Genomic DNA, 19,949 nt, shown 5'->3' on the forward strand with positions numbered 1-19,949 from the left:
CGCTCCGGGACATTGCGCCCGGCGACCATGACCTCCCCAGATCGATCATTCGCCCTGCATCTTACCGCGTGTTTAACGACCGACGCTCGGACATGCTGAGGTTCTGTTTCTCCGTTTCGTTCAGTTCGCCAACGCCGACGACCTGGAATGCGCTGTTGTGGTCGTAGCTGCGCTCGCTTCGCTTCGATCGCTTCAAGTCCTCGCTGCCGGCTGGCGTTGAGCCTTCTCCGCCACCATAGCCCAGCACTTCGACGATGATCACCGATGGATTGGTGTTGGTGGCCTGCGTCGGCGTTGCCGTCTGCTGCGTCGCCGTGGTCGCGTTCGAGCTCGACAGGGCCGCCGTGATGCTCGGCGCCTGCACCGTCGGGATGCCCGACGATGAGCCCTGGACTTGGATGTTCGCTGCATTGACGATCTGCAGCGCCGCAAGATTGACGTTGCCGGAGACGCGGATGCCGGCTTCACCTGCATCGATGGTGCCGAATGGCGCGATCAGGTCGATATCGCCGGGCGGTACATCCGGGATCGGCTGGAGCGTCGCGATACCGGCGCCCGACGACGGCACCTGTGGCGAAAGCGTGACGTTGCCGTAGTTGTCGTAGATCCGCTTCGGCGGCGTATAGAGCACCGTGGTCTTCGAGCCTCGACCGGCGTTGATGTCACCCGACGCCGACCATGCGAGGATATTGCCGCCGAAGGTCGTCATGATGCGCGAAAGGCCGAGCAGCACGCTGCCCTGAGCATAGATCTGGATGTCGCCGCGGCCTTGCGTAACGATGCCCGCTGTCGAGGGCGGCGTTGTACCTTCAACGCCTATTACCACTTGGCCAGAAGGTGCCAGCATCTGGATATCACTACTGATATTGGTGTGGTTATCAGTACTGCCGGCAGTGTATACACCGGCGCCACCGAACATGGTGATGTCGCCGCTGCGCGCGATCGGATTGCCTTGGGCATCCTGATCCGGGAACAGCGTCGCGATCATCTGGCGACCGCGCAGATAGGACCTGTAACGCGAGCTTGCCGTGTCGTTATATTCGCGGCCGCCTGCGCGGAGCTCTGCGAAATAGACTTGCCGCAGGAAGATGCGCTGCTGCTCCGGCGGCAGCGCGGCGAAAGCGGCGCGCGCCTCCTCCACCGAACCGGAGAAGCCGTTGCGCTCTTTCAGCCAGGTAACGAGTTCGCCTTCATAGGTTTTGGCAACCCGGCCGACCTGATCGGCGAGCGGCACGCCGGCCGTCGCTACAGTGGCAGGATCGAGATAGAGCGCCGCGAGCCTGGCGTAGTCCGGCCCGTTGACGCCGACGCCCGCCATCATCGCGATGGATGCGCCCGGTCGATCGTCGCCCGCGACCAGTGGCCCGATCGAGGTGACCGAGGCCTGGTCTGCTTGATCGAGATTGCGCCCGGCCATGATTTCCAATGCGCCCGGCCCGGCAACCTGCACATTGGCATAAGTGATGTCGCGGCCCGCCTGCAGCAGCGAGACGTCGTCGCTGTTGTTGTTCACGATCATCAGGTCGGGATTGATGATGTCGCCGCTGGCACGCACCCGCATGGCGATGCCGGCGCGATACCAGGTCAGTTGTGCGCGCCCCGCCGCGGCGCCCGGTTCGAAGGTCCGGATCGCGCCGCTCGACAGTCCGACGATATCGCCATTGGCCGCATAGAACAGAGCGGATGACGGATCGCCGGCATGCAGCGAGGTCGTGCCGATGGTGTCGGGGCCGAAGGCGAACAGCGGATACGTGTCAGATATACCGATGACCGAGCTTCCATAGGAATCGACCAGCGCGCCCTGCGGACTGGTGTTGGAGAATTCGGGGGTACCTCCGGCCTGATAGCCGACAAAGGCCGCACGGAACGGCGTCGGAAGCGGCGCGTCCGAACCAGACATGCCGATGCCGTAGCCGCCGCCATAGATCGATGTCCCCGCCAACAATTCCAGCGCACCTTTCGTGGACGGCGCCAGCAGGATCGAACTCGTGGGCGGGGTCGCGCCGCCGCCGCCGGCCCCATTGCCGTAATAGATGCTGCCCGATCCGGCCACCGCGCGCAGGATGGACGGATAGACGGTCGCCGTATCGCCGGTATTGGCATTGCCGAAATTGTAGTTCCGGTTCCGGTTGAACGCATCGGTGCCCGGCGTCAGGTTGCCGCCTGCGGACAGCAGATTGATGGCCGTGTGGTCGGTCCAGAGCGAGAACCAGCTCTGGCCGATGGTCGCCGCGCCGCTGGCCGTGAGCTTCGAGAGATTGCTGGTGAAGACGCGGCCGGGATCGGACGCGGTGCCGAGCACCAGATCGCCCGACGTGTTCAGGTAGATCGCGGAATCGCCCGGCAACAACTCGATGCCGCCCTGGCTGTTGGCCACGCTCGAGGTAAACGGATCGACCGGCCGGACATCCATGAGGTCGCCATCGAAGCCGCGTAGCGTGGTCGGATTGATGCGATACAGCAGATTGACGCCGCCGACCGCCGCCGCCGACAGGGTCGTCAGACCGCGCAGATTGGTCAGCGTGCCATTGAGGCCCGTATCCTGGCTATTGGACGAGCGGCTGCTCGCAAACTGGACCGCGTCGAGATTGGGGTTGAGCGCGCCGCCAATCTTGATCTGCAGGTCGCCGCCGCCGGTCAATATCAGATTGCCCGATGCATCGACACGCCCGGTGCTGCCCACCGCAACGACCAGCGCCTGGCTGCGCGGCGCGGCGGCCACAACAATATCCCCACGCGGCGCAATGATGCCGGCATCGCCCGCGGCATTGATGGTGATGTTGCCGCCGCCCAGTGTCCCGAAGCCGGTAAAGCCGGCCATATATGGCGACGCCGGCTGATTGCTGATCGGCGCCGACGTATAGGCCCCGAAATTGATCCACCACGAGGTCGCGATGCCGGATGCATCGGTCACTGCACTGCCGGTGCCCTGCCGCCACAACCAGTTGCCGACGCCCGAGCTGGGCACGTTGTCGTGCGGCATCTGCCCCCAGACGTCGCCGACGAGATCGCGGCCGACGCGAATATCCAGATTGCCGCCGTGCTCGGGATACCAGGCCTGATAAGTGCTCGCCACATCGTCATAGTCCGCAGGCAAGGCCCCGTTGACGCTCTGGCCGCGTTCCAGGTTAAACGGGTTTTTGCCGGCGCCGTCCAGGATCGCGGCAGACTGCGTGCCGGCGGTATAGACGCCGAAGGCCGAATTCATCCGCAGGTCGCCCGCAGCAACCATGCCGAGATCGCCGGTTCCGGTCCGGACCACGCTGAATGCAGGCGACAGATAGTTCGCGGTGGTTACGTCGCGGATTGGGGTGCTGACGAAAGAGCACCACGTCGGCTCCATATCGCAGTAGAAGCCTTGGTCGCCAACGGGGTCACCGGCGGTACCAAGCCCAACATCGGCGCCTGCTTGCGTCCACGCATAGTAGTCGCCACCAGCCTGCACGACTGCCGTGGTCATGTTGGAATGCGTGTCGGCGAGAATGATCGACCCACGCGACGACGGATTGGTGGCGCGGCGATCCGCCGAAGCGACGTCCGCACCGGCAGTGAGCTGTATGCTCCAGCTCGTCGTGCCTTCGGACAGCATCGGCGCAACCGCCCAGTTATCGCTCCGCACGGCGCCCGGCCGCAGATTGACAGCAGAATCGCCCGGCAACTGGACATCCGTCCCCGACGGGATGACGGAGCCGCGCGCCAGCGTCGTCTGCACCACCGTCTTCATGGCGGTGGGCAGCACGACGTTCTTCGGCCAGACAAGTGCCGCAACATCGGCAGCGGCGCGCAGCGGCGTGCCCGCGCCAAGCTTCATGCCCGCATCGTCAACGAGATCGGCCGTCAGCACGGTGCCGGCGGCAGCCCGAATGCTGCCATCGGCATTATAGACATTAGCCGACAGCACGGTGCCGGCTCCGAATGTGTAGCTTCCCGTCAGCACCGCATCCACCGGCAGCGTGGTGCCGACCGGCAGCGTCATCGCGGCAACCGGGATATCGAAGTTCAAGGCGACCTTCATCGGAAACACGGTTCCGATGTCCAGCACCACGCCATCGATGGGGATGGTGATGTCGGCGCCATAGGCAATGTGCTTGTCGAATTGCGGCAGGCTCTTTTCCGACAGATACCAGCCCTTGTCGCCCGGCGGCGTCTCAGCCGGCGGCGCGAAGCCGTCCGTGATGCTGCCATAGACATGGAGATTGCCTGCCGCGCGGAGCACCAGCGCGCCCGGTTCGCCGAAGCCGCGCCGCGCTACGCTGTGGATGTCGGAATCCGGCCCGTAGCGCCAGTTCGACAGATCGATGTCGCCGAGCACAGTAAGGTTGCCGTCCGGATTGACGACGCTGTTGCTGACGATCTCGACACCCGGACGCAGATGATAGTTGCCGAGCCCGGCAAGTCGCGCCGTGAGGGCGTCGTTGTCGAGCGCCGCGTTGATATAGGCCCTGCTGTGACCGTCGATAATGTTGAGATAGTCTTGGGTGATCAGCTGCGTGGTCTGCCCGGCGGCATCTGCCGTCGGCGCTGGCTGCGCGTCGTCGTAGGTCCGGAAGCCGTAAACGGCGATGGTCTGGGCGCCAAGGATCTCAGGCCTGCCGGCGACATCGACCGCAACGTCGTTATCGGGCGCGACATCGGTGCGTCCGATACGCGGCGCGTTCAGCGTCAGCGTGCCGCGCGCCACACCATCGTGATTCGCCGTATCGGATGTGCCGAAGCGCAGGTCGATCCGTGCGGCGCTGCCAAGCGTCAGCCGGCCGTCTCGCGTGGTGAGATCGACGATAGCCCGGTTCGGGCTGTCGATGATCTTGCCATAGCTGTCGCGGCGGATGCCGGTGGCATGTGCATCGAGCGTGCCGTTGACAGTCAGGTTATCGCGCGCCGCAAGCCGGATCGTACCGACCTCGAAGCCGCTGGCATCGACGGTGCCGTTGACGATGAGGCTGCCGCCGTCGGCCGTGATCTCCACATCGCGGGCACGCACCTCGTCGCCGATGACGATGTCGCCCTGCTTGATCTGGAAACGCCGCGCGCCGAATACCTGGCCATTGGTGAGACGTGTATTCAGCCCGGCGAAATCGTTCACCGCCTGCGCGCGGATCGTGATCTCCGATCCCGCGGCGGGGACGAAGGTGCCGCCCGCATCATACCAGCCGCTGCTGCTGCCGAGCACCGTTCCGCCGAGCGCGACCTGCCCGGCGCCCGCGCCGAGCGCGACGGCCTCGACGGAACCGGCACTGTTCAGCACTGCCGAAACGTCGATCACCGAACCGGCCGTCTGCGTGATGTTTCCGCCGGTGCTGGCCATCACCAGCTGGCCACCCGCACTATAGCGGCTGGCCTCGAAGAAGGAGAGCTTGCGGCCGGCCAGATCGATGCGCGAGCGGTCATCGAGCAGGATGTCGCCGGTGGCGTTCAGGGTCAGTTTGCCGGAGGAAAGCGCGATGGCGCCGTCGATGCGGATATTCTGCGCGGACAGGCTGAGTTGCGCGCCGAGCGTCGTGGACGTTCCGGTCTCGCCTCCAGCGGGCGCCAGCATGGCGATGGTGCCGCCGACGGTGATCGCATTATCCGATCCCGACACGCCGGTCAGCACCGGCGCGGTGATGGTCAGGTTGCCGCCCGAATACTGGTAGCCGGTCACGGCATCGTAGCTGCCCTGTTGCTGATAGACCTTGAGCGTTCCCTTGGCATTCGAGGTGACGCTTTCGGATGCGGTCAGGTTGATCGTGCCGAAGCCGAGCGCCAGACGCTCCGCCGGCATGATCGCGATCGGCTGGGTGCCGCTGGCATAACCGAGAATGATGTTCTTCGCGTTGATATCGAGGGTGCTGCTGCCAAGCAGGCTGCCGATGGCAGCGCCGGGTGTATTCGGCGCATAGCCCTCCGACACATATCGCGCCGGCTTCTGCGCAAGCCCGGTCCAGACGAATTGTTCGGTCGTGATGACGGCGCGATCCCCCGCGCCGCCATAGCCATAGATCGCCGGCGTGCCCAGTACCAATTGGGCAATGGATGATTTTCCGGTTGCGGGATCGAAAGTATCAAGCACCACCGAGCCGTAGATGTTGACGGAATCCCGCGCCGTGATCGTCAGCGTTTCGACCTTGGGCACGTTGGCAGCTGCGTTGCCCGCCAGCAAATTGTTCAGAATGCCCTGATTGAGCGACAGACCCGCCGGCAATTGTCCGTTGGCTGTCGCCTGCTGCAGCGCCGCGTCGCTGCCGAGATTGACCGACGACACCGCCAGCGCCAGATTTTTGGCACCATAGACCGTCTGCGGCGTCAGCGTGAAGGCCTTGTCGGTGGCGATCGCCAGCGTCCCTTCGGTGAGGATCGAGGTAACGCCGCTGCAGCCGCCGCCGGCACAATCGCCGATGCGAATCGTACCTGGAGAGGAGAATCCCTCCGCCACCGGCGGCAGCAGATTGATCAGCCCGTTGGAAACGGCAACCACACCAGCCGTGCTCGCATTGAACACAATGCCGTTGGTGGAGTCATAGACCGCCCGGCCGCGTCCGATCGTGTCGATCGATGCGCCCTGCTCGATCATGATGCCGCCCCATGGTGTGAAGGACATCAGGAATATCTCGGCGCCAGTCAGATGCGCGCCACTGCGAATATCGATGACGGCGGCCTGGGCTTTGAAGCTCGCAAAATTCTCGGCGTAATCGAGTTGAAGCGCACCGCCGACCAGCAGCCGCGGCGTGCCGAGCGCATTGAGGTCGGCGGCGTGAATCGACAGGCCGGCATACCCGGCCGTCGGCGCCGCACCGGCACCAAGGATTTCGATGTATTGCGCCACCACCGAGGTGGTGCCGCCGAAGCCGGCGCTGTCTGCTTCCGGATTGAACAGCGCCGTGCCGTCGAAACTGAACATCGCCACACCGGGCTTCGGTCTCGAATAGAAATATTCGAGCCTCAGCGTGCCGGCATCGGCGGCGATCTGCCCGCGCATGCCACCGAGCTTCGCCGCATTGGCGACGGTATAGGCGTCGTAGCCGGTCTCGTTATAGGTCGAATGGCCGCGCACCGTGGCGGCCGAGGTGATGATCAGCTGGCTTGGCAGCGTATTGCGGATCGCCGTATTGGCGATGCCGAGATAGCCGGCGCTGATCGTGCTGCCGTTGCCCAGCGTCACCGTATTGCCGACCATCGCACCGGTCTTGCCGATCTCGACGCGAAAAGCGCCGGGCATCAAGGCATAGGTGGAAGGCAGCAGCGTGTAGGTGCCGGCGTTGAGGCCGCCGGCATCCTGCGTCAGCGTGATCTGCTGGCCGACCAGCGGATTGCCCGCTCCGGCATCTGCAGTAACTGGCGCATACACATTGCCGAAAGACGGCACGATCGCATAGACGCCGTTGCCCGCAGCACTGACCGGGAATGCCGGATTGGCATTGGCGAAGGGCGTGCGCAGCACATCCACGGAACCGCCACGGCCGCTGATAAAGCCAGCCCCCGTCAGCATGCCGCCGCCGGACAGATCGAGCAGTGCGCCGGCTTCGCCAATCACGCTGTCGCCGTTCAAACTGATGCCACTGGTTCCGAGCGCACGCGGTTTGATCGCCGTGCCGTTGTAGCTGTAGGACACGCCGTCGGAAGTGCCGCCATAGGGCATCAGCACGCCGACGCCGCTGACCGACGTTACACTGCCCGGCAGCAGCTTCAGCAGGCTCGCGCGTCCAGTACCGTTGCCGCGGTTATCCGAGCCGAGGATCAGATTGCCCATGGGAGCACGGACAACGCCGCCCTGCAGCACCGTATCGCCGCCAAGCGCGAGCGTTCCGAACACCGATTGCGGCGCCGCCACTGGGGCGCCATAGCCGTTGATCGTCAACACGCTGCCGACTGCATAGGCGCCAGTGGTGGCGCCCGCCAGCAGTTGTGCGTTGACATCGCTGGCCGGATAGATCTGCGCTGCCGTCAGCGTCAGGTCGCCGGGCGACGCCAGTTCGGTGGTGGTGGCGCCGCTGAGACCCATGCCGAACTTGCCGCCAAGCAACCGCACATCGCCGCGGCTGGTGACATCCACATGGCCGAAGCCACGGCGATCCATCGTCACCAGTGCACCCGACTTCATCGCGACGGTGCCCCCCGCGCCGAAGCCGACGCGGTCGCGGATTTCGACGAGATCCGCCGTGGCGGAGAACCGCGCATCGCTGCTGCGGCTCGAGGGGCCGTCGCGCCAGGTCACCGTCGGCATGATCTGGAAGTCTGCCTTCGCACGCGTGGACCCCGCCAGTCGCAGATAGGATGTCGCGAGCGACACCGCCGACGTGCCCGCCGCCGTCTCGGTCAGCGCGTAGCTGCCGGCATAGATCCGCAGGCTCTGCGCCACCGACAGCGTGACGTCGCCGTCGAAGCTGAGAATGCCATTGACGAGCAGCGACAGCGTGCCGAAGCCGCCATCCGACACCTGGTTGGCGCCGAGCCGACCGGTGCCGTAGCCCAGCGCCGGATCGACTGCATTGGGCACCAGATCGGCAGCAAGGCCGCTGCCGCGATTGATCTGCGAGACGATGAACTCGCGCGGCACGCGGACGGCGTCATCCGCCGCCGCGTTCAAGCTGAGCACCGGCGTTTCCAGTGCGATCGCCAAAGTGCCGCCCGCCGCGCCGAAGCCACCGGCCTCCGCGCGCATCAAGCCATCGAGATACAGGCTGCGCGACGACTTCAGCACGATGGCGCCGCCATTGCTGGCCACGTCGGTCGCGACGAAACCATTCGGGCCCTGCACGTCGATTACCGCATGGGTGCCGGACGCATCGAGCAATGCGCCCGACCTGATGATCACCGCGATATCCGGCGCGGTGATCGATGCTCCCGTCGTCTCCCAGTCGATGTTCCCGCCGATGGCGATGGTGCCGCCGTCGAGTACTTTCTCGAAACCACGGCCATGGCCATCGATCGCCGTCACCGCGACGCCGGCAACGTCGAGCACGGCCCGTTCGCCGATCCAGATCGAGCGGTTGTTGGCCGTCACCGATGGCGATGTCTCCGCCGAGGTCAGCGCCGCCACGATATCGATGGCAATCTTGCCGGATTTGGCATGCAGGGCGCCATCGACGGTGATCTGGCTGGTGCCGCCGCCGATCAGGCTGATGCTGCGTCCGGCATCCACCGTGATCTGCGCATCGGCGCCGATCGCGATGTCACCGCCCTCGAACTGACGCTGCGAACGCAGAACGAGATCGGCGCCCGCGCGCTGTACAATCTTGTTCGACGAGGAGGATGCCAGATAGAGCGGCGGCGTCCACAAATCGCTGCCACCAGCGCCGAAGACGCCTTCCTGTCCGGGGGTAGCCAGCGTGTAGACCGGGACCGTGACATCAAGCACCGTTCCTGCGGCGACCGAAAGCCCGGCATGGCCGTTGATGTCGTAGCTGGAGAAGCCGGTCTGGAAGCGCTCGACATCGAGCACCAGCGCCGTGCCTGCGACAGCAGGCTTGCCGATCACCACGGCCGATCCTGATTCGAGCTTGAGCGTGCCACCGCCGCTGGCGCCATAGCCGGCGATGGCGCCAGCCAGCCTGAGCGATCCACCGCCGGCGACGCTAAATCCTTCGATATCCGCCGACAGGGTCACGTCGCCGCCGCGACCTCCCTTGATCGATCCGTTGCGCAGCAATGCCGCACCCGAGGACACATCGATCAGGCTGCCAGCTTCCACCGCGATATCATGCGTTGAAATAAAGGATACTGTGCCGCCATTCAGATAAGCCTGTCCCTTCGCAGCCGCGTCCTCGCGCAGGTCGACCCAGTTGCCACGCAGGTCGATGGTCGCTCCGCGATGAACCGTCAGAGTGGAGGCGCCGGCCAGCGTCAACGGGCCCGACAGACCGCTGGCATCAGTTGTCCGGAAAATATTGGTTGCGGTCACGCTACCTGATCGGACGGTCACGTCGGCCTTGATATCGATCACCGGCGCGGTGAGATTGACGCTGCCGCCATCGGCCAGCAACAGCGGCGCGTCGATGGAGATCGTGCCACGGGTGCCGAGATCGAGCCCGCCGAGCTTTTGCGCGTTGAGATGAGCGGCATCGAACCAGACGGTGTTGATCCGGTCGGCTGGCGGCGCCGATACGGCGCCGCCAGCAAGCCCGTCGCTCACGTTCGGGACAGTGGAGATGCGCACATCGCTGTTGTAAAGGTTGGTGCGCCCAAGCGCGGTATATTGCCCGACCGCCAGTGTGCCGGCGAGCGGCGTTGCATTCTGCACCTGTTTGTAGCCGTCGGCGACATTCGCGGCGCGCGCGCTGTTCTGGCGCTCGCCCGCGATGACGTCGGCGATGATATCAGCCTCGAAGATCGCGGTCGGCGTCGAGAGATTGAGGCGGCCGGCGTCGCGGCCCACGGTATAGCCCGCCTCGTAGCGCCACGACGACGAGCGATCGAACACCGTGCTCCAGACTTCGGTGAGCTGGTCGGCGACTTTGCCCTGGATATTATGCTGACGCACGAAGCCGCCGGCGGCGCCGATGAACTTCATGTCGGCCGGCGCATTGTCGAAACTGTAGATGCGGCCGTCCGAACCAATCAGCTTGCTCGAATAGATCCTGCCGCCGTCATAGCTCACCGAACCGCCGGAGATGTCGAACTTTGCGCCCGCCTGCGCGATCACCTCCAGCGCCGCCAGCGTGATGGTGCCACCCAGCGCCGTCCATTCGCCGATCTTATGCGCGGTGTTGGAAAGATAACCGCCGAGTTCGAGCAGACCGCCCTTGGTGTAGTAGCGATCGCCGGCATAGCCGCCAGTGCCGGCAGGCACCAGAGCGAGATCTCGGATGTCGATCCAGACATTCTTGTTGAGCAGCGCGCCGCTGTCGCGATTCACAGGTGAATCCCTAAGTTCGTTGCCCTGGACGTTCACCAGCACCTGGTTGGCCGACATCGGCCGCACCGCGCCCCGCACGCCGGAGACGTCGATGCTCGAGCCGGTCTTGGCGAATACCCGCATGCCGGCGCTGACAGCGACCTGGCCGCCCTGCGCCATGGTCTGCGACTGGTTCTGGAAATTGACCACGCCGCCGGTGACGATCTCGATACGGGACTGATCCTGGCGGTCCGCCAGAATCGACAGATTATCGAATGCACCCGTGGCGCTGGCGGCGCGCAAGAGATTTGCCGCCGCCGAGGAAGCGATCAACGCATCGCGCTGGCTGTCCAGCGCGGTTTCGCTGCTGTCGAGTTCGGGCAGGATGGCGGTGACACTGTTCCCAACAAGTGTAACGCTGCCCTGGCTATCGGCCGCCGAATTGGCGAGATGGATGGTGCCGCGGGTATTGACGGAACTGGTGGACAGCAACACGCCGCTCTGCGTGAGCGTGCGCCCGGCCAGCGTGATGTCGCCTTGCTGGGCGAAAATCAATCCGCTGTTGCTGACGCCGCCGGTGCTGCCGATGATCGTGGGCGAAATCTCGATGCCGCGCGTCGTCGAGGTCGCGTTGCCTTCTGTGCCGAAGCCACGGCGCAGGATAAAGCTGTCGCCTGCAGCGAGCAGCGTCTGGCCCTTCGGCGTCGAAATGCTGCCGGCATTCTCGACCTCGCTGCCGATCATCAGGACATAGCCGCCGCCGGATGTCACCGACGATGGCGTGCGCGTTACGATCGACGCACCGGATTCGACGACGACCTTGCCGCCGGCTGCGGTGAAGCTTGGCGCGTAAATGTTGCCGGTCTGGGTGCTGTAGATGCCATTATTCCGGAAATGCGTATCGTCGATGTCCGCCGTGGACGCGATCAACGAGCCGACATTGACTTGCGAACTGCCGCCGAAAATGATGCCGCTCTGGTTGATAATATAGACATGGCCGTCGGCCTGGATGTTGCCGAGGATCTGGCTCGGTGCGGTCGTATTGTTGACGCGGTTGAGCGCAACCCAACTGCCATTGCCCTGCTGGTCGAAGGTCAGCGTGGTGCGCGCGCCGACATTGAACGATTGCCAGTTCAGGATCGCCTGCTGCGTCGTCTGCCGGATGCCGACCTGGGTCTGGCCTGATCCATCGACGCTCTGCGTCGGCGCATTGGCGCCGGTCCAGCCTTCCGGCATGTTCGGCAGCAAAGCTCCGGCGCCAATGCCGTTCGGCACACTGATAGGCGCAGCCATCGAAGTCTGCCGCGCGGCAGCCGCAGCACGCGCCGCCGCTTGCACGCCCTGCATCTCCTGCACGGCACGTGCAGCGCGTGCGAGTGAATTTTGCGACTGCCGCGCGGCCGCTGCCGCCTGCTGCGCCGCCTGCGCTGCGGCATCCGACGCGATATTCGGCGCCGACACCACGCCGCCTCCGCCGCTGCCGTTCAGCGAACGCGCGTCCACGCCGGAAACGCTCAGCGTCAATGCCAGAAAGCTCGTGCCAGCAAGCAAAATTGCCGTAACGGCGAGACCTTGAGCGGCAACACCTTGAGCATAACGGGAGATGAGCATGACGAGCCTTCCGGACGAATGAATTCAACAGGAAGGCACCGGGCCAGCAGACCAAACGCCTCCTGACCGATAAGGACGTTCGCCGATCCGCGAGACCGAAAAGAAATCTTAAGATCCGGAAAGTTTTTCCGCCTAGCTCAAGAACACCAGGCCGCCCGGGAGCGACGTCACCTTGGCGCCAAACACCTGTTGCGCCAGCGTCATGATTTCATCGACATTCTGCACGCGAAAACGGGCATTGACGGATCGCTCGCCCAGGCTGGCGTTCATCAGCACGATCTTGCCGGGGCGATAGCGGTTGATCTCGGCGACGACCTTGGCCAGCGGCGTCTGATGGAACACCAGCAGGCCCTCCTGCCACGCGGTCACCGCCGTCAGGTCGGCAGCCGCGACCGCCCCGGGATTCTGCCCGCCATACGTATATTGCTGACGCGCCTCAAGGCGCCTCGTGGCGCCAAAGCGCGCAAAGTCCACCACGCCCGCAAGACAAGTCACACACGACAGTGTGCCGTCATGGCGAACATTGAAGCGCGCGCCGGTGGCGCTGACCCGGCCATTGCCCGCGATCACGGTCAGTGGGCTGGTCAACTGGCGGCCGGTATCGATCAGCGCTTCACCATCGATCAATTCGATCTGGTTGGTTGTCGTGTTGGTCGCCGACTTCGCCAGCGCCACGCTGGTCCGCGTATTCAGTTCAATTGAAGCGCCATCGACAAGCCGGACACTCTTCTGTTCGCCCGCCGCTGTCCGATGATCTGCGGCAAGCTCCGACATCGACGGCCAGAGCTGCAGCGGCGGTCGCACCACCACATAGGCGGCGCAGGCTGCCAATGCGCCGCCTACTAACAGGCGCCGGCTAGGACGAAACGCTGGCCGCGCGGGCGCCAGAAGATCCTCACCGCTGCGCGCGAGGACGTTCTGCCCGGCCGGCCCAAGCTGCCCCCACAGCCGGCCGGCAAAGGCAAAAGCCTCCTTATGCGCGGCACTGCGCGCCTGCCAAGCCTTGGCGTCCTCGACGTCGGCGATGGTCGCCTCGCCGGAGATGAGACGGCGCACCTTCCCGAGCGCCTGGCGCTGCAGGTCGGTGAGATCGTCGTCGTTGCCGATGGATGGGGTCACGATTGCTGTTCGTTCTGACGGCGCGGAAATTCGCTGCTTTAATTGATAGACGTTTCTCGCGGCTTTGGACCGAATCTCCGCACGACCTGACGTTGCAGGCGTTCGGCGCAGTGGTCCAGCGCATGTTTCAATTCGATCTCGACGAGACGCTGCGAGACGCCGAGCCGCTGGGCGATCTCCTGCAACGTGGCCTCCTCGACCCGCGATGCCAGCAGGATCATCCGCCGCCGCGGCGTGAGCTCCTCCAACGCGGCCTCAAGCTCTGAAATCTCCTGGCGCGCGGCGAGCTCCCGCTCGGCGGACGGGGCATCGTCGGCCATATCGAGCACCGCCATCACCTCCGTCCGGCGCGCCAGCCGCGACTGCTTGCGGCCGCGATCGGTCGCAATATTAAAGGCGATCCGCAGCAGGTAGCTCGGCGGACTGGCAATCGTGCCTGTCGGCGCGGCGCGATGCAGATGAAGCCAGGTTTCATGCAGGGTCTCGCGGGCAAGCTCCGCCGAACCCAAACGCCGGGTGAGCCGTTTGCGAAAATCATCATAGCGCTCCACCAGCAACTGGCGGAGGCCTATCCAGGCAGGATCGGTCATGGCCCGCCCGCTTTTGTACGCGTGACCTGCCGCCCCGACACGGCATCGCAATCTCCGGTCGCCTCGGCCGCGCGCGGCGCGACCACCATTGTCACTGGCTGCGGCAGCCTCGGCGGCGGCGCGTCGAAGCTCACGCCGCGCAACTCGTCGGCGATGATTGAATCCCGCCGGAGGTCGCCGGTAGAGTTGAGTAGGTTGAGACCCTGCAACTCGCCGGACGAACTGACGGAAAATCGAATTAGCGCGCGATAATCCCCGGGGATCGTCTCCGCATGGCGACAGAAGGCTCGCGCCACGCCCACCTGCAGGGCGTTATAATACGAGCCGAATTCGGAAAGTCGCGCACCGCCATATTGCGTCAGCCGCGTTGCTGCCACGACCGCAAGGGCCTTTCCGGTCGATACTTCAGTCAAACCGGTCCCTTCCAGCAAGACCCGCAAGGCGACATCAGGCGCCAGGATGCCTTTCACCGCGGTCGATCGCCGCGTCCGCGCAAGTTCACTATCGTAAAAGGTCTCGATACTTGTGACGGTCGCATAGGCGTCCAACGCAGATGCCAATGACTGCGCGGGGATGTCGAAACTGAGCCGATCGTCTTTCGCGTAGAGTGCGGTTGCAACCGTCAGCGTCATGACCGCCGCGGCTACCAACAGCCGACAGCCTGAAAAAGACCGTCGCCAAACTCTCGAAAGCGCTTCTTGCCACGCATACGCGATTTGATATTCGTACATCCGTCGCGATCAAGCAATTCAGGTAGGCCATTTCGCCCGATAAGACGGCGCATCCGAACGCACCGATCATACCTTAATCTCTTAGAGACCAATTATTACGAATAGACGACCGCCCCGAGATTGGACGGGAACAGTCCAACGTCCACGTTGTGCGGTGAGTTCAACCGGTCCGCGCAAAAATAAAATTTTCAGGAAAGATGGAGCGCGAGATTGGTCATGTGACGTGCCATAGCAGGCGTCCTCTCCGCGATTGCCCTGCCGTTCGACACTTAGGTAGGACATCTTGCGTATTCGATGGGCTGCGGCCATTCAAATTTACTGCCATCATCGCGGCCACTTCTGGCTCCTGGCTAGTCTTTCGATAGATTGAGCGAGAAGCGCAGGTTGATCGGCTGCAACATCTCTGGCGGCGGCGCTTCGCCAATATTGCCGCGGGTCAGAACGGTGCGCAGATCGGTGTTGGCGCGCTCGTCCTTGAACGGCGCGAATGATACCCGTTCAACGGTGCCATCGGGGTTGAGCCAGGCCTTGACGACGAGCGATGCCGGCGCACCATTCTGAGTGCCGTTCGTCTCTTTCAGCCAGGAGCGGAAGCGATTGGCTATCGCTTCATCGGCAGAAATCCATTCCTCGAACCTGTACTTCACCAGCTTCGCAAACTGTCCCCACGCCGGTGGCGCAGCGTCAGGGCTGCGGTAATCGAGACCTTGAGCGATCGCCGGCGACGCCGCAATCGTAATCAGGCCGACGGAAGCAAGCAGTGCACGTAGCTTGCCCATTCTCAGGGCTCCCGTGAAAGAGCTGCGCGTTCGTTTCATGGTGACGCCCTCTAATTTAAACAAATGACACGTGCGGAAATACTTGCCGCCCGATGCGCCCGCGATGCGGAGCCGCTGATTTGAGGCCGATCGTCTTCCTGAAGCCGCACATTGCTGGCAGCAAGAAACGCCTTTGCGCCACCGGCGCCGACAGCGAGCACGCGATTGACAGCAGTCTTGCGACTGACAACGCCTTCGACGAGCCCGCGCGAGTCCAGAACCGGTGCGCCGCTCGCGCCGAAGGTGATGTTGGTATTGAGCGCGATATGCCCGGCTTCGTCGCTTCCATTGGTCGTGCCCACGGATGCGTTGGCGAGCATCGCTCCCCGGGCCAGCGATGTCGGCAAATTCGCGTAGTCGGCCGCGAAGACGATGCCATTAGGAGCGGAAGCTATGCTGCGCGGGAAGGTAGCAGCCAGGCCACGCGTTTTCGCGGTCTTCAACAAGGCCAGATCATAGGGTGTCGAGACGGCCACCAGTCGGGCGGCGCTGGTGCGCCCCTCTTTTTGCACCATGATACGACCGCAGGCCTGCACCACATGGCGCGCCGTCAGTACATGACCAGCATCATCGACGAAGAACCCTGTACCCGCGCGCTCACCGCGCTCCACCGGCGGGAGATCAGCGCGCGTCAACGGCTTCGGCGGCGCAAGCACGGGCACGTCGGTTCGGGCTGGCAACAGGAATTGAGACCGGGCCGGCGACACCGAGCCCGCGGCAAGCGGGACGACCACCAGGACCATTCTGGCGAGCCATCTGGCGATTCCTGACTTGCCCGGCTGCGCAAGACGATCTGGAAGCGCGACGGTCATCGGCAATATCGGGACAGACATGTCTGGCTAGCGCCGCGGATTGCCATTGAACGTCGGCTGCGGCAGCCGGAACGGCACGATCGAGCGACCGTAGTTCTGGCCATATTGCTGCTGAACCCCAGGCAGGTTCACGATCCCGATCCGGGTATCGGACGACCGGGCGTCAATCGGCGGCAAGTTCAGGCTCGGATTAACCTTGTCCACATCCCGCTTCAGCGTTTGATTGAGACAACCATAACTCCGCGAGCCGCCGATCTCCACGTCTACGCAGCGCTCGAACGTACGCGCCGGCGCTGCCTGACCACCGATGATCACCTCAGGCTTTGGTGCATCAACTTGCGGCGGCTGTTGTGCCAATGCCGGCATCGACAGCAAGACGGAACACATCATGATGGAAAGCCTGGCGATCATCACGCTTCACTTTCCTGCCGTCTTCGGGACGTTGATCTGAATGGCAACCTGCGCGAGACGATTGTTCAGCGCTGCGAAGTCCACACGGCCGACGCCACCCAATGTAAGACAGCGCTTACGGCAGCTCGCCATCGCCGTGCCGCCACCGAGACCCGGCCTGAAGCCAAACGTTGCAACCGGCACCGTTCCGGTCAGCGGATAACCTTTAGCAGCCAAACGTGCCCGCGCCTTCGTGCAATAATCGACCGACAATTGCGAGAACCGTGTCTCGCCATGGCCAGCACGATATTTCATCAGCGCCGTACACAGATCGCCGCCGGCTTTTGACCACGCTTGCGCGAGATAGCGCACACCATATTTGATATTGACCTCGGGCGCGGCGAAGCCAGCCATGTCGCCTGAATAGCCGAGCATGCGCGCCGTCGCCGGAATCACCTGCATCAAGCCGATCTCACCATCGGCGCCGATCCGGCTCGGTTCATAGCCGCTCTCCACACCCATCACGGCTTCGGCGACATCCGCCGGAAGGCTCGTGAGGCGCACTTCCTGCTCGATCAACGAACGATAGAGCGCACGCGGATTGGCTGTGCGTAGCGTTGCGACTGGCACCATCGGCGATGCCGGCGGAGCATCCGTTCGCTGCTTGTCGGACGCCGCAGCATCAGTTCCGGCTTCAGCCACTTCGGTCTGCACCGAAGCGACCCTGGTGTTCTCGATGGTCTGAGCCAGCGACGGGACAATGCATGCTGCCAGCAAGCCGACACCAAGAGCCATCCGGGCGCCCGCATTGCAAGCAGTCCGGATGACGAGGGAAGCGCGATGGCTTGCGGAAGAGAGCACGAACTTATCCCGGGTCCTGTCAGGCAACCTTGGCTTCGGCGGGCACCTGATCAGGCGCCGCAGGAGCAACGTTCGCCTGTTGTGAGGTACCAAGCTTCTGCAGTTCCTCCCGCAGATAAGGCACCAGCGCCTGCACCAGATGATCCCAGATCTCCACATTGGCGCGCACATTGTTCGGCGAAACGCCACCGATCAGCGACACATCCATGGTGAGCGCCAGGAAACCCGGAACGACCTGCAAGCGACCGAAGCGACGCAGCGCGTTCCAGCGATTGACAACGTCCAATGGCAATTCGCCCTCGATGTTTAGCCAGGCGCTGAACGTGAAATCCACGAAGCTGTTCTCGTCCGCTGCTAGGCGGTTGCCGGGGCGAACATCGAAGCCGAAGCCGGCCGTCGACGAGCGCAGCAGCGAGATGTTGGCTGCGGGATCGGAAACCAGATCCACCCGGTAGCCCGAATTCTGCATGAGATCACGAAGCGATTCCAGCGTGACGCTGACGAGATTGGTATCAGTCATTACAGATACTCCTGAGTTGCGAACTTGTTAGTTCCGCGCCTTGTCATCGAGCAGTTTGGCAAGCGCGAGTTCGTTGATGATAGGCGGCTGTTGCTTGAGCATTTCCGCGAGGTAGTTCTGTCGCAACGCGGCCGCGCGCTGAGTGCGGATCTGGCGAACAAGTTGTTCGCGCACTTCCGGCAACGTGCGCGTATACGGCACTTTTGTGTCAACCAGACGAATGACGTGGTAGCCATCGTCGAGCGTAATTGGATCGGACACACCACCCTTCGCGAGGCCAGTGATCTGCGCACGGATTTCCGGACGGATCTGATCTTCCGGCAGCAGGCCGAGATCGCCACCACGCTCGGCACTTTCGCCCGCAGCACTATCTGTACGCGCGATCCCGGCAAAGTCGGCACCCGGCGCTTTCAGCTTCCTCTGAACTTCGTCGAGCTTCTTCTTGGCGGCGTCGGCGGTTGCCTTGTCCGCATCCTTCGCCATCGGAATGAAGATCTGCGACAGCTGATACTGACGCGGCACCAGGAATGCCGCGCGGTTGGCTTCATAGACCTTCTGCAGATCGTCATCCGACGGGAAGTTCGCCGGCGGGTTCGAAACCGACTGGAGATAGAGTTCAACCAGCGCATTCTCGCGCAGCTTCTGTAGCTGGGCGGTGACCTGCGGCTGCTGGTCCCACTTCTTGGCGTTCAGCTCCTGCAGCACCAGGCGATTGGCCAACATCATGCGCACCGCCTGGCTCAGCAATGCCGGGTCCTGGGCCACTGCAGCCTGCTCGCGCGGTCCGAGCGTCGCGAGATAGGCGCGCAGATCGTCCGCGCCGACATCGTTGTTGCCGACACGAGCCACCACTTCGCCCGATGCCTTTGCCGACGCCACAGTGCTCGCAGCCGCTGCGGGAGCAGCTAGCGCCGGAGCAACCGCAGCCGGAGCTGCTGGAGCAGCGGCCTTCTGCTTTGTCGGAGCAGGCGCCTGAGCCACGCGCGGCTGTGTTGGCTGAACCGGTGCCTGTGCATGAGCCGCTGTCAGCATGAGGGCCGAAACACCGGCCATACCGAAGCTCGTCGCGAAGATGGAGGAATGCGTACGCATTATTGAATAACCTTTTGCTCAAGCAGTTTGTCGTCGTAGTCCTGCAGGATGTTCTGAACCTCGACACGACGGGCGCCCATCAACGGTTCGTTGATCACGGCAATGTCGCCGAACGAGACGCCTTCGTAACGACGCAACAGCTCACGGCCCACCTTCATCAACTGACCATTTTTTGCCACGCAGCTTTTAGTGCTGGCCTTATAGGCAATCGCCTCGCCTTCGAATTTGGCGCGCTCACCATCCTTGGTACGCGCGACCGTGGCGGCTTCCTCATAGGCGCCCTTCCACTTTTCCAGCGTCTGGTTGCGATCCTCTAGACGCTGGTTGAATTCGTCCACCGCTTCACGATGGGTCTTCTCGACTTCCTTGACCTGGGCCTTGGCCGCAGCGATCTGGGACGTCAGTGCGGCTTTTTCACGCTCGGCATCGGCGACCTTGGCCTGCAAGGCCGAGCGCTGATCTTCAAGCGAGCGGGTCTGGGCCGTTGCGCTACGCAGGGCCTCGCGGAGCTTGTCCGATTCGGCATCGGCACGCGCTTCCACGCTTGCCAATGACGAGAGAACAACAGCGACAGTCAGCAAATGACGTTTCATGA

General features: G+C 63.6%; 11 protein-coding genes. All 11 read right to left on the reverse strand.

Translation table 11 applies throughout. The features are described 5' to 3' along the window. Positions 1 to 61: 61 nt before the first annotated feature. The 11 genes from A4A58_RS10315 to A4A58_RS10365 all read right to left on the reverse strand — a co-directional run bounded on the left by A4A58_RS10315 (position 62) and on the right by A4A58_RS10365 (position 19,947). A complete protein-coding gene (locus A4A58_RS10315) occupies positions 62 to 12,421 on the reverse strand; it encodes a filamentous haemagglutinin family protein (protein WP_204378173.1) in 12,360 nt (4,119 codons plus the stop codon). A 132-nt stretch (positions 12,422 to 12,553) separates the two neighbouring features. Continuing rightward, positions 12,554 to 13,540 carry a FecR family protein gene (locus A4A58_RS10320; RefSeq protein ID WP_068731577.1) on the reverse strand — a complete coding sequence of 329 codons (987 nt, stop codon included), beginning with the start codon at positions 13,538 to 13,540 and terminating at the stop codon, positions 12,554 to 12,556. A gap of 38 nt (positions 13,541 to 13,578) precedes the next feature. After that, on the reverse strand, positions 13,579 to 14,130 hold the full coding sequence (locus tag A4A58_RS10325; RefSeq protein ID WP_068731579.1) for an RNA polymerase sigma factor: 552 nt from the start codon (positions 14,128 to 14,130) through the stop codon (positions 13,579 to 13,581). After that, entirely contained in the window at positions 14,127 to 14,861 is a 735-nt protein-coding gene (locus tag A4A58_RS10330; protein ID WP_139069824.1) for an STN domain-containing protein, read from the reverse strand. Before A4A58_RS10330 ends, A4A58_RS10325 begins: the two co-directional genes overlap by 4 nt. Before the next feature lie 350 nt (positions 14,862 to 15,211). Further along, positions 15,212 to 15,640 carry a hypothetical protein gene (locus A4A58_RS10335; protein ID WP_086937012.1) on the reverse strand — a complete coding sequence of 143 codons (429 nt, stop codon included), beginning with the start codon at positions 15,638 to 15,640 and terminating at the stop codon, positions 15,212 to 15,214. 50 nt (positions 15,641 to 15,690) lie between these two features. Beyond that, a complete protein-coding gene (locus tag A4A58_RS10340) occupies positions 15,691 to 16,290 on the reverse strand; it encodes a S1 family peptidase (protein WP_244499721.1) in 600 nt (199 codons plus the stop codon). Positions 16,291 to 16,518: 228 nt separating this feature from the next. Next, complete coding sequence (locus A4A58_RS31465) at positions 16,519 to 16,902, reverse strand: hypothetical protein (protein WP_244499722.1); 384 nt, start codon at positions 16,900 to 16,902, stop codon at positions 16,519 to 16,521. Positions 16,903 to 16,908: 6 nt separating this feature from the next. Beyond that, positions 16,909 to 17,742 carry a lytic transglycosylase domain-containing protein gene (locus A4A58_RS10350; protein ID WP_244499723.1) on the reverse strand — a complete coding sequence of 278 codons (834 nt, stop codon included), beginning with the start codon at positions 17,740 to 17,742 and terminating at the stop codon, positions 16,909 to 16,911. Positions 17,743 to 17,761: 19 nt separating this feature from the next. After that, positions 17,762 to 18,262, reverse strand: coding sequence for a YbjN domain-containing protein (locus A4A58_RS10355; protein WP_068731587.1), 501 nt, complete (start codon positions 18,260 to 18,262; stop codon positions 17,762 to 17,764). A gap of 27 nt (positions 18,263 to 18,289) precedes the next feature. Next, complete coding sequence (locus A4A58_RS10360) at positions 18,290 to 19,354, reverse strand: peptidylprolyl isomerase (RefSeq protein ID WP_244499724.1); 1,065 nt, start codon at positions 19,352 to 19,354, stop codon at positions 18,290 to 18,292. Further along, a complete protein-coding gene (locus A4A58_RS10365; RefSeq protein WP_068731589.1) occupies positions 19,354 to 19,947 on the reverse strand; it encodes a hypothetical protein in 594 nt (197 codons plus the stop codon). The genes A4A58_RS10360 and A4A58_RS10365 overlap by 1 nt, the downstream gene beginning before the upstream one ends. Between the last annotated feature and the right edge of the window lie 2 nt (positions 19,948 to 19,949).

It is taken from the genome of Tardiphaga robiniae (assembly GCF_001618955.1).
In the GTDB taxonomy this organism is placed as follows: Bacteria; Pseudomonadota; Alphaproteobacteria; order Rhizobiales; family Xanthobacteraceae; genus Tardiphaga; species Tardiphaga robiniae_A.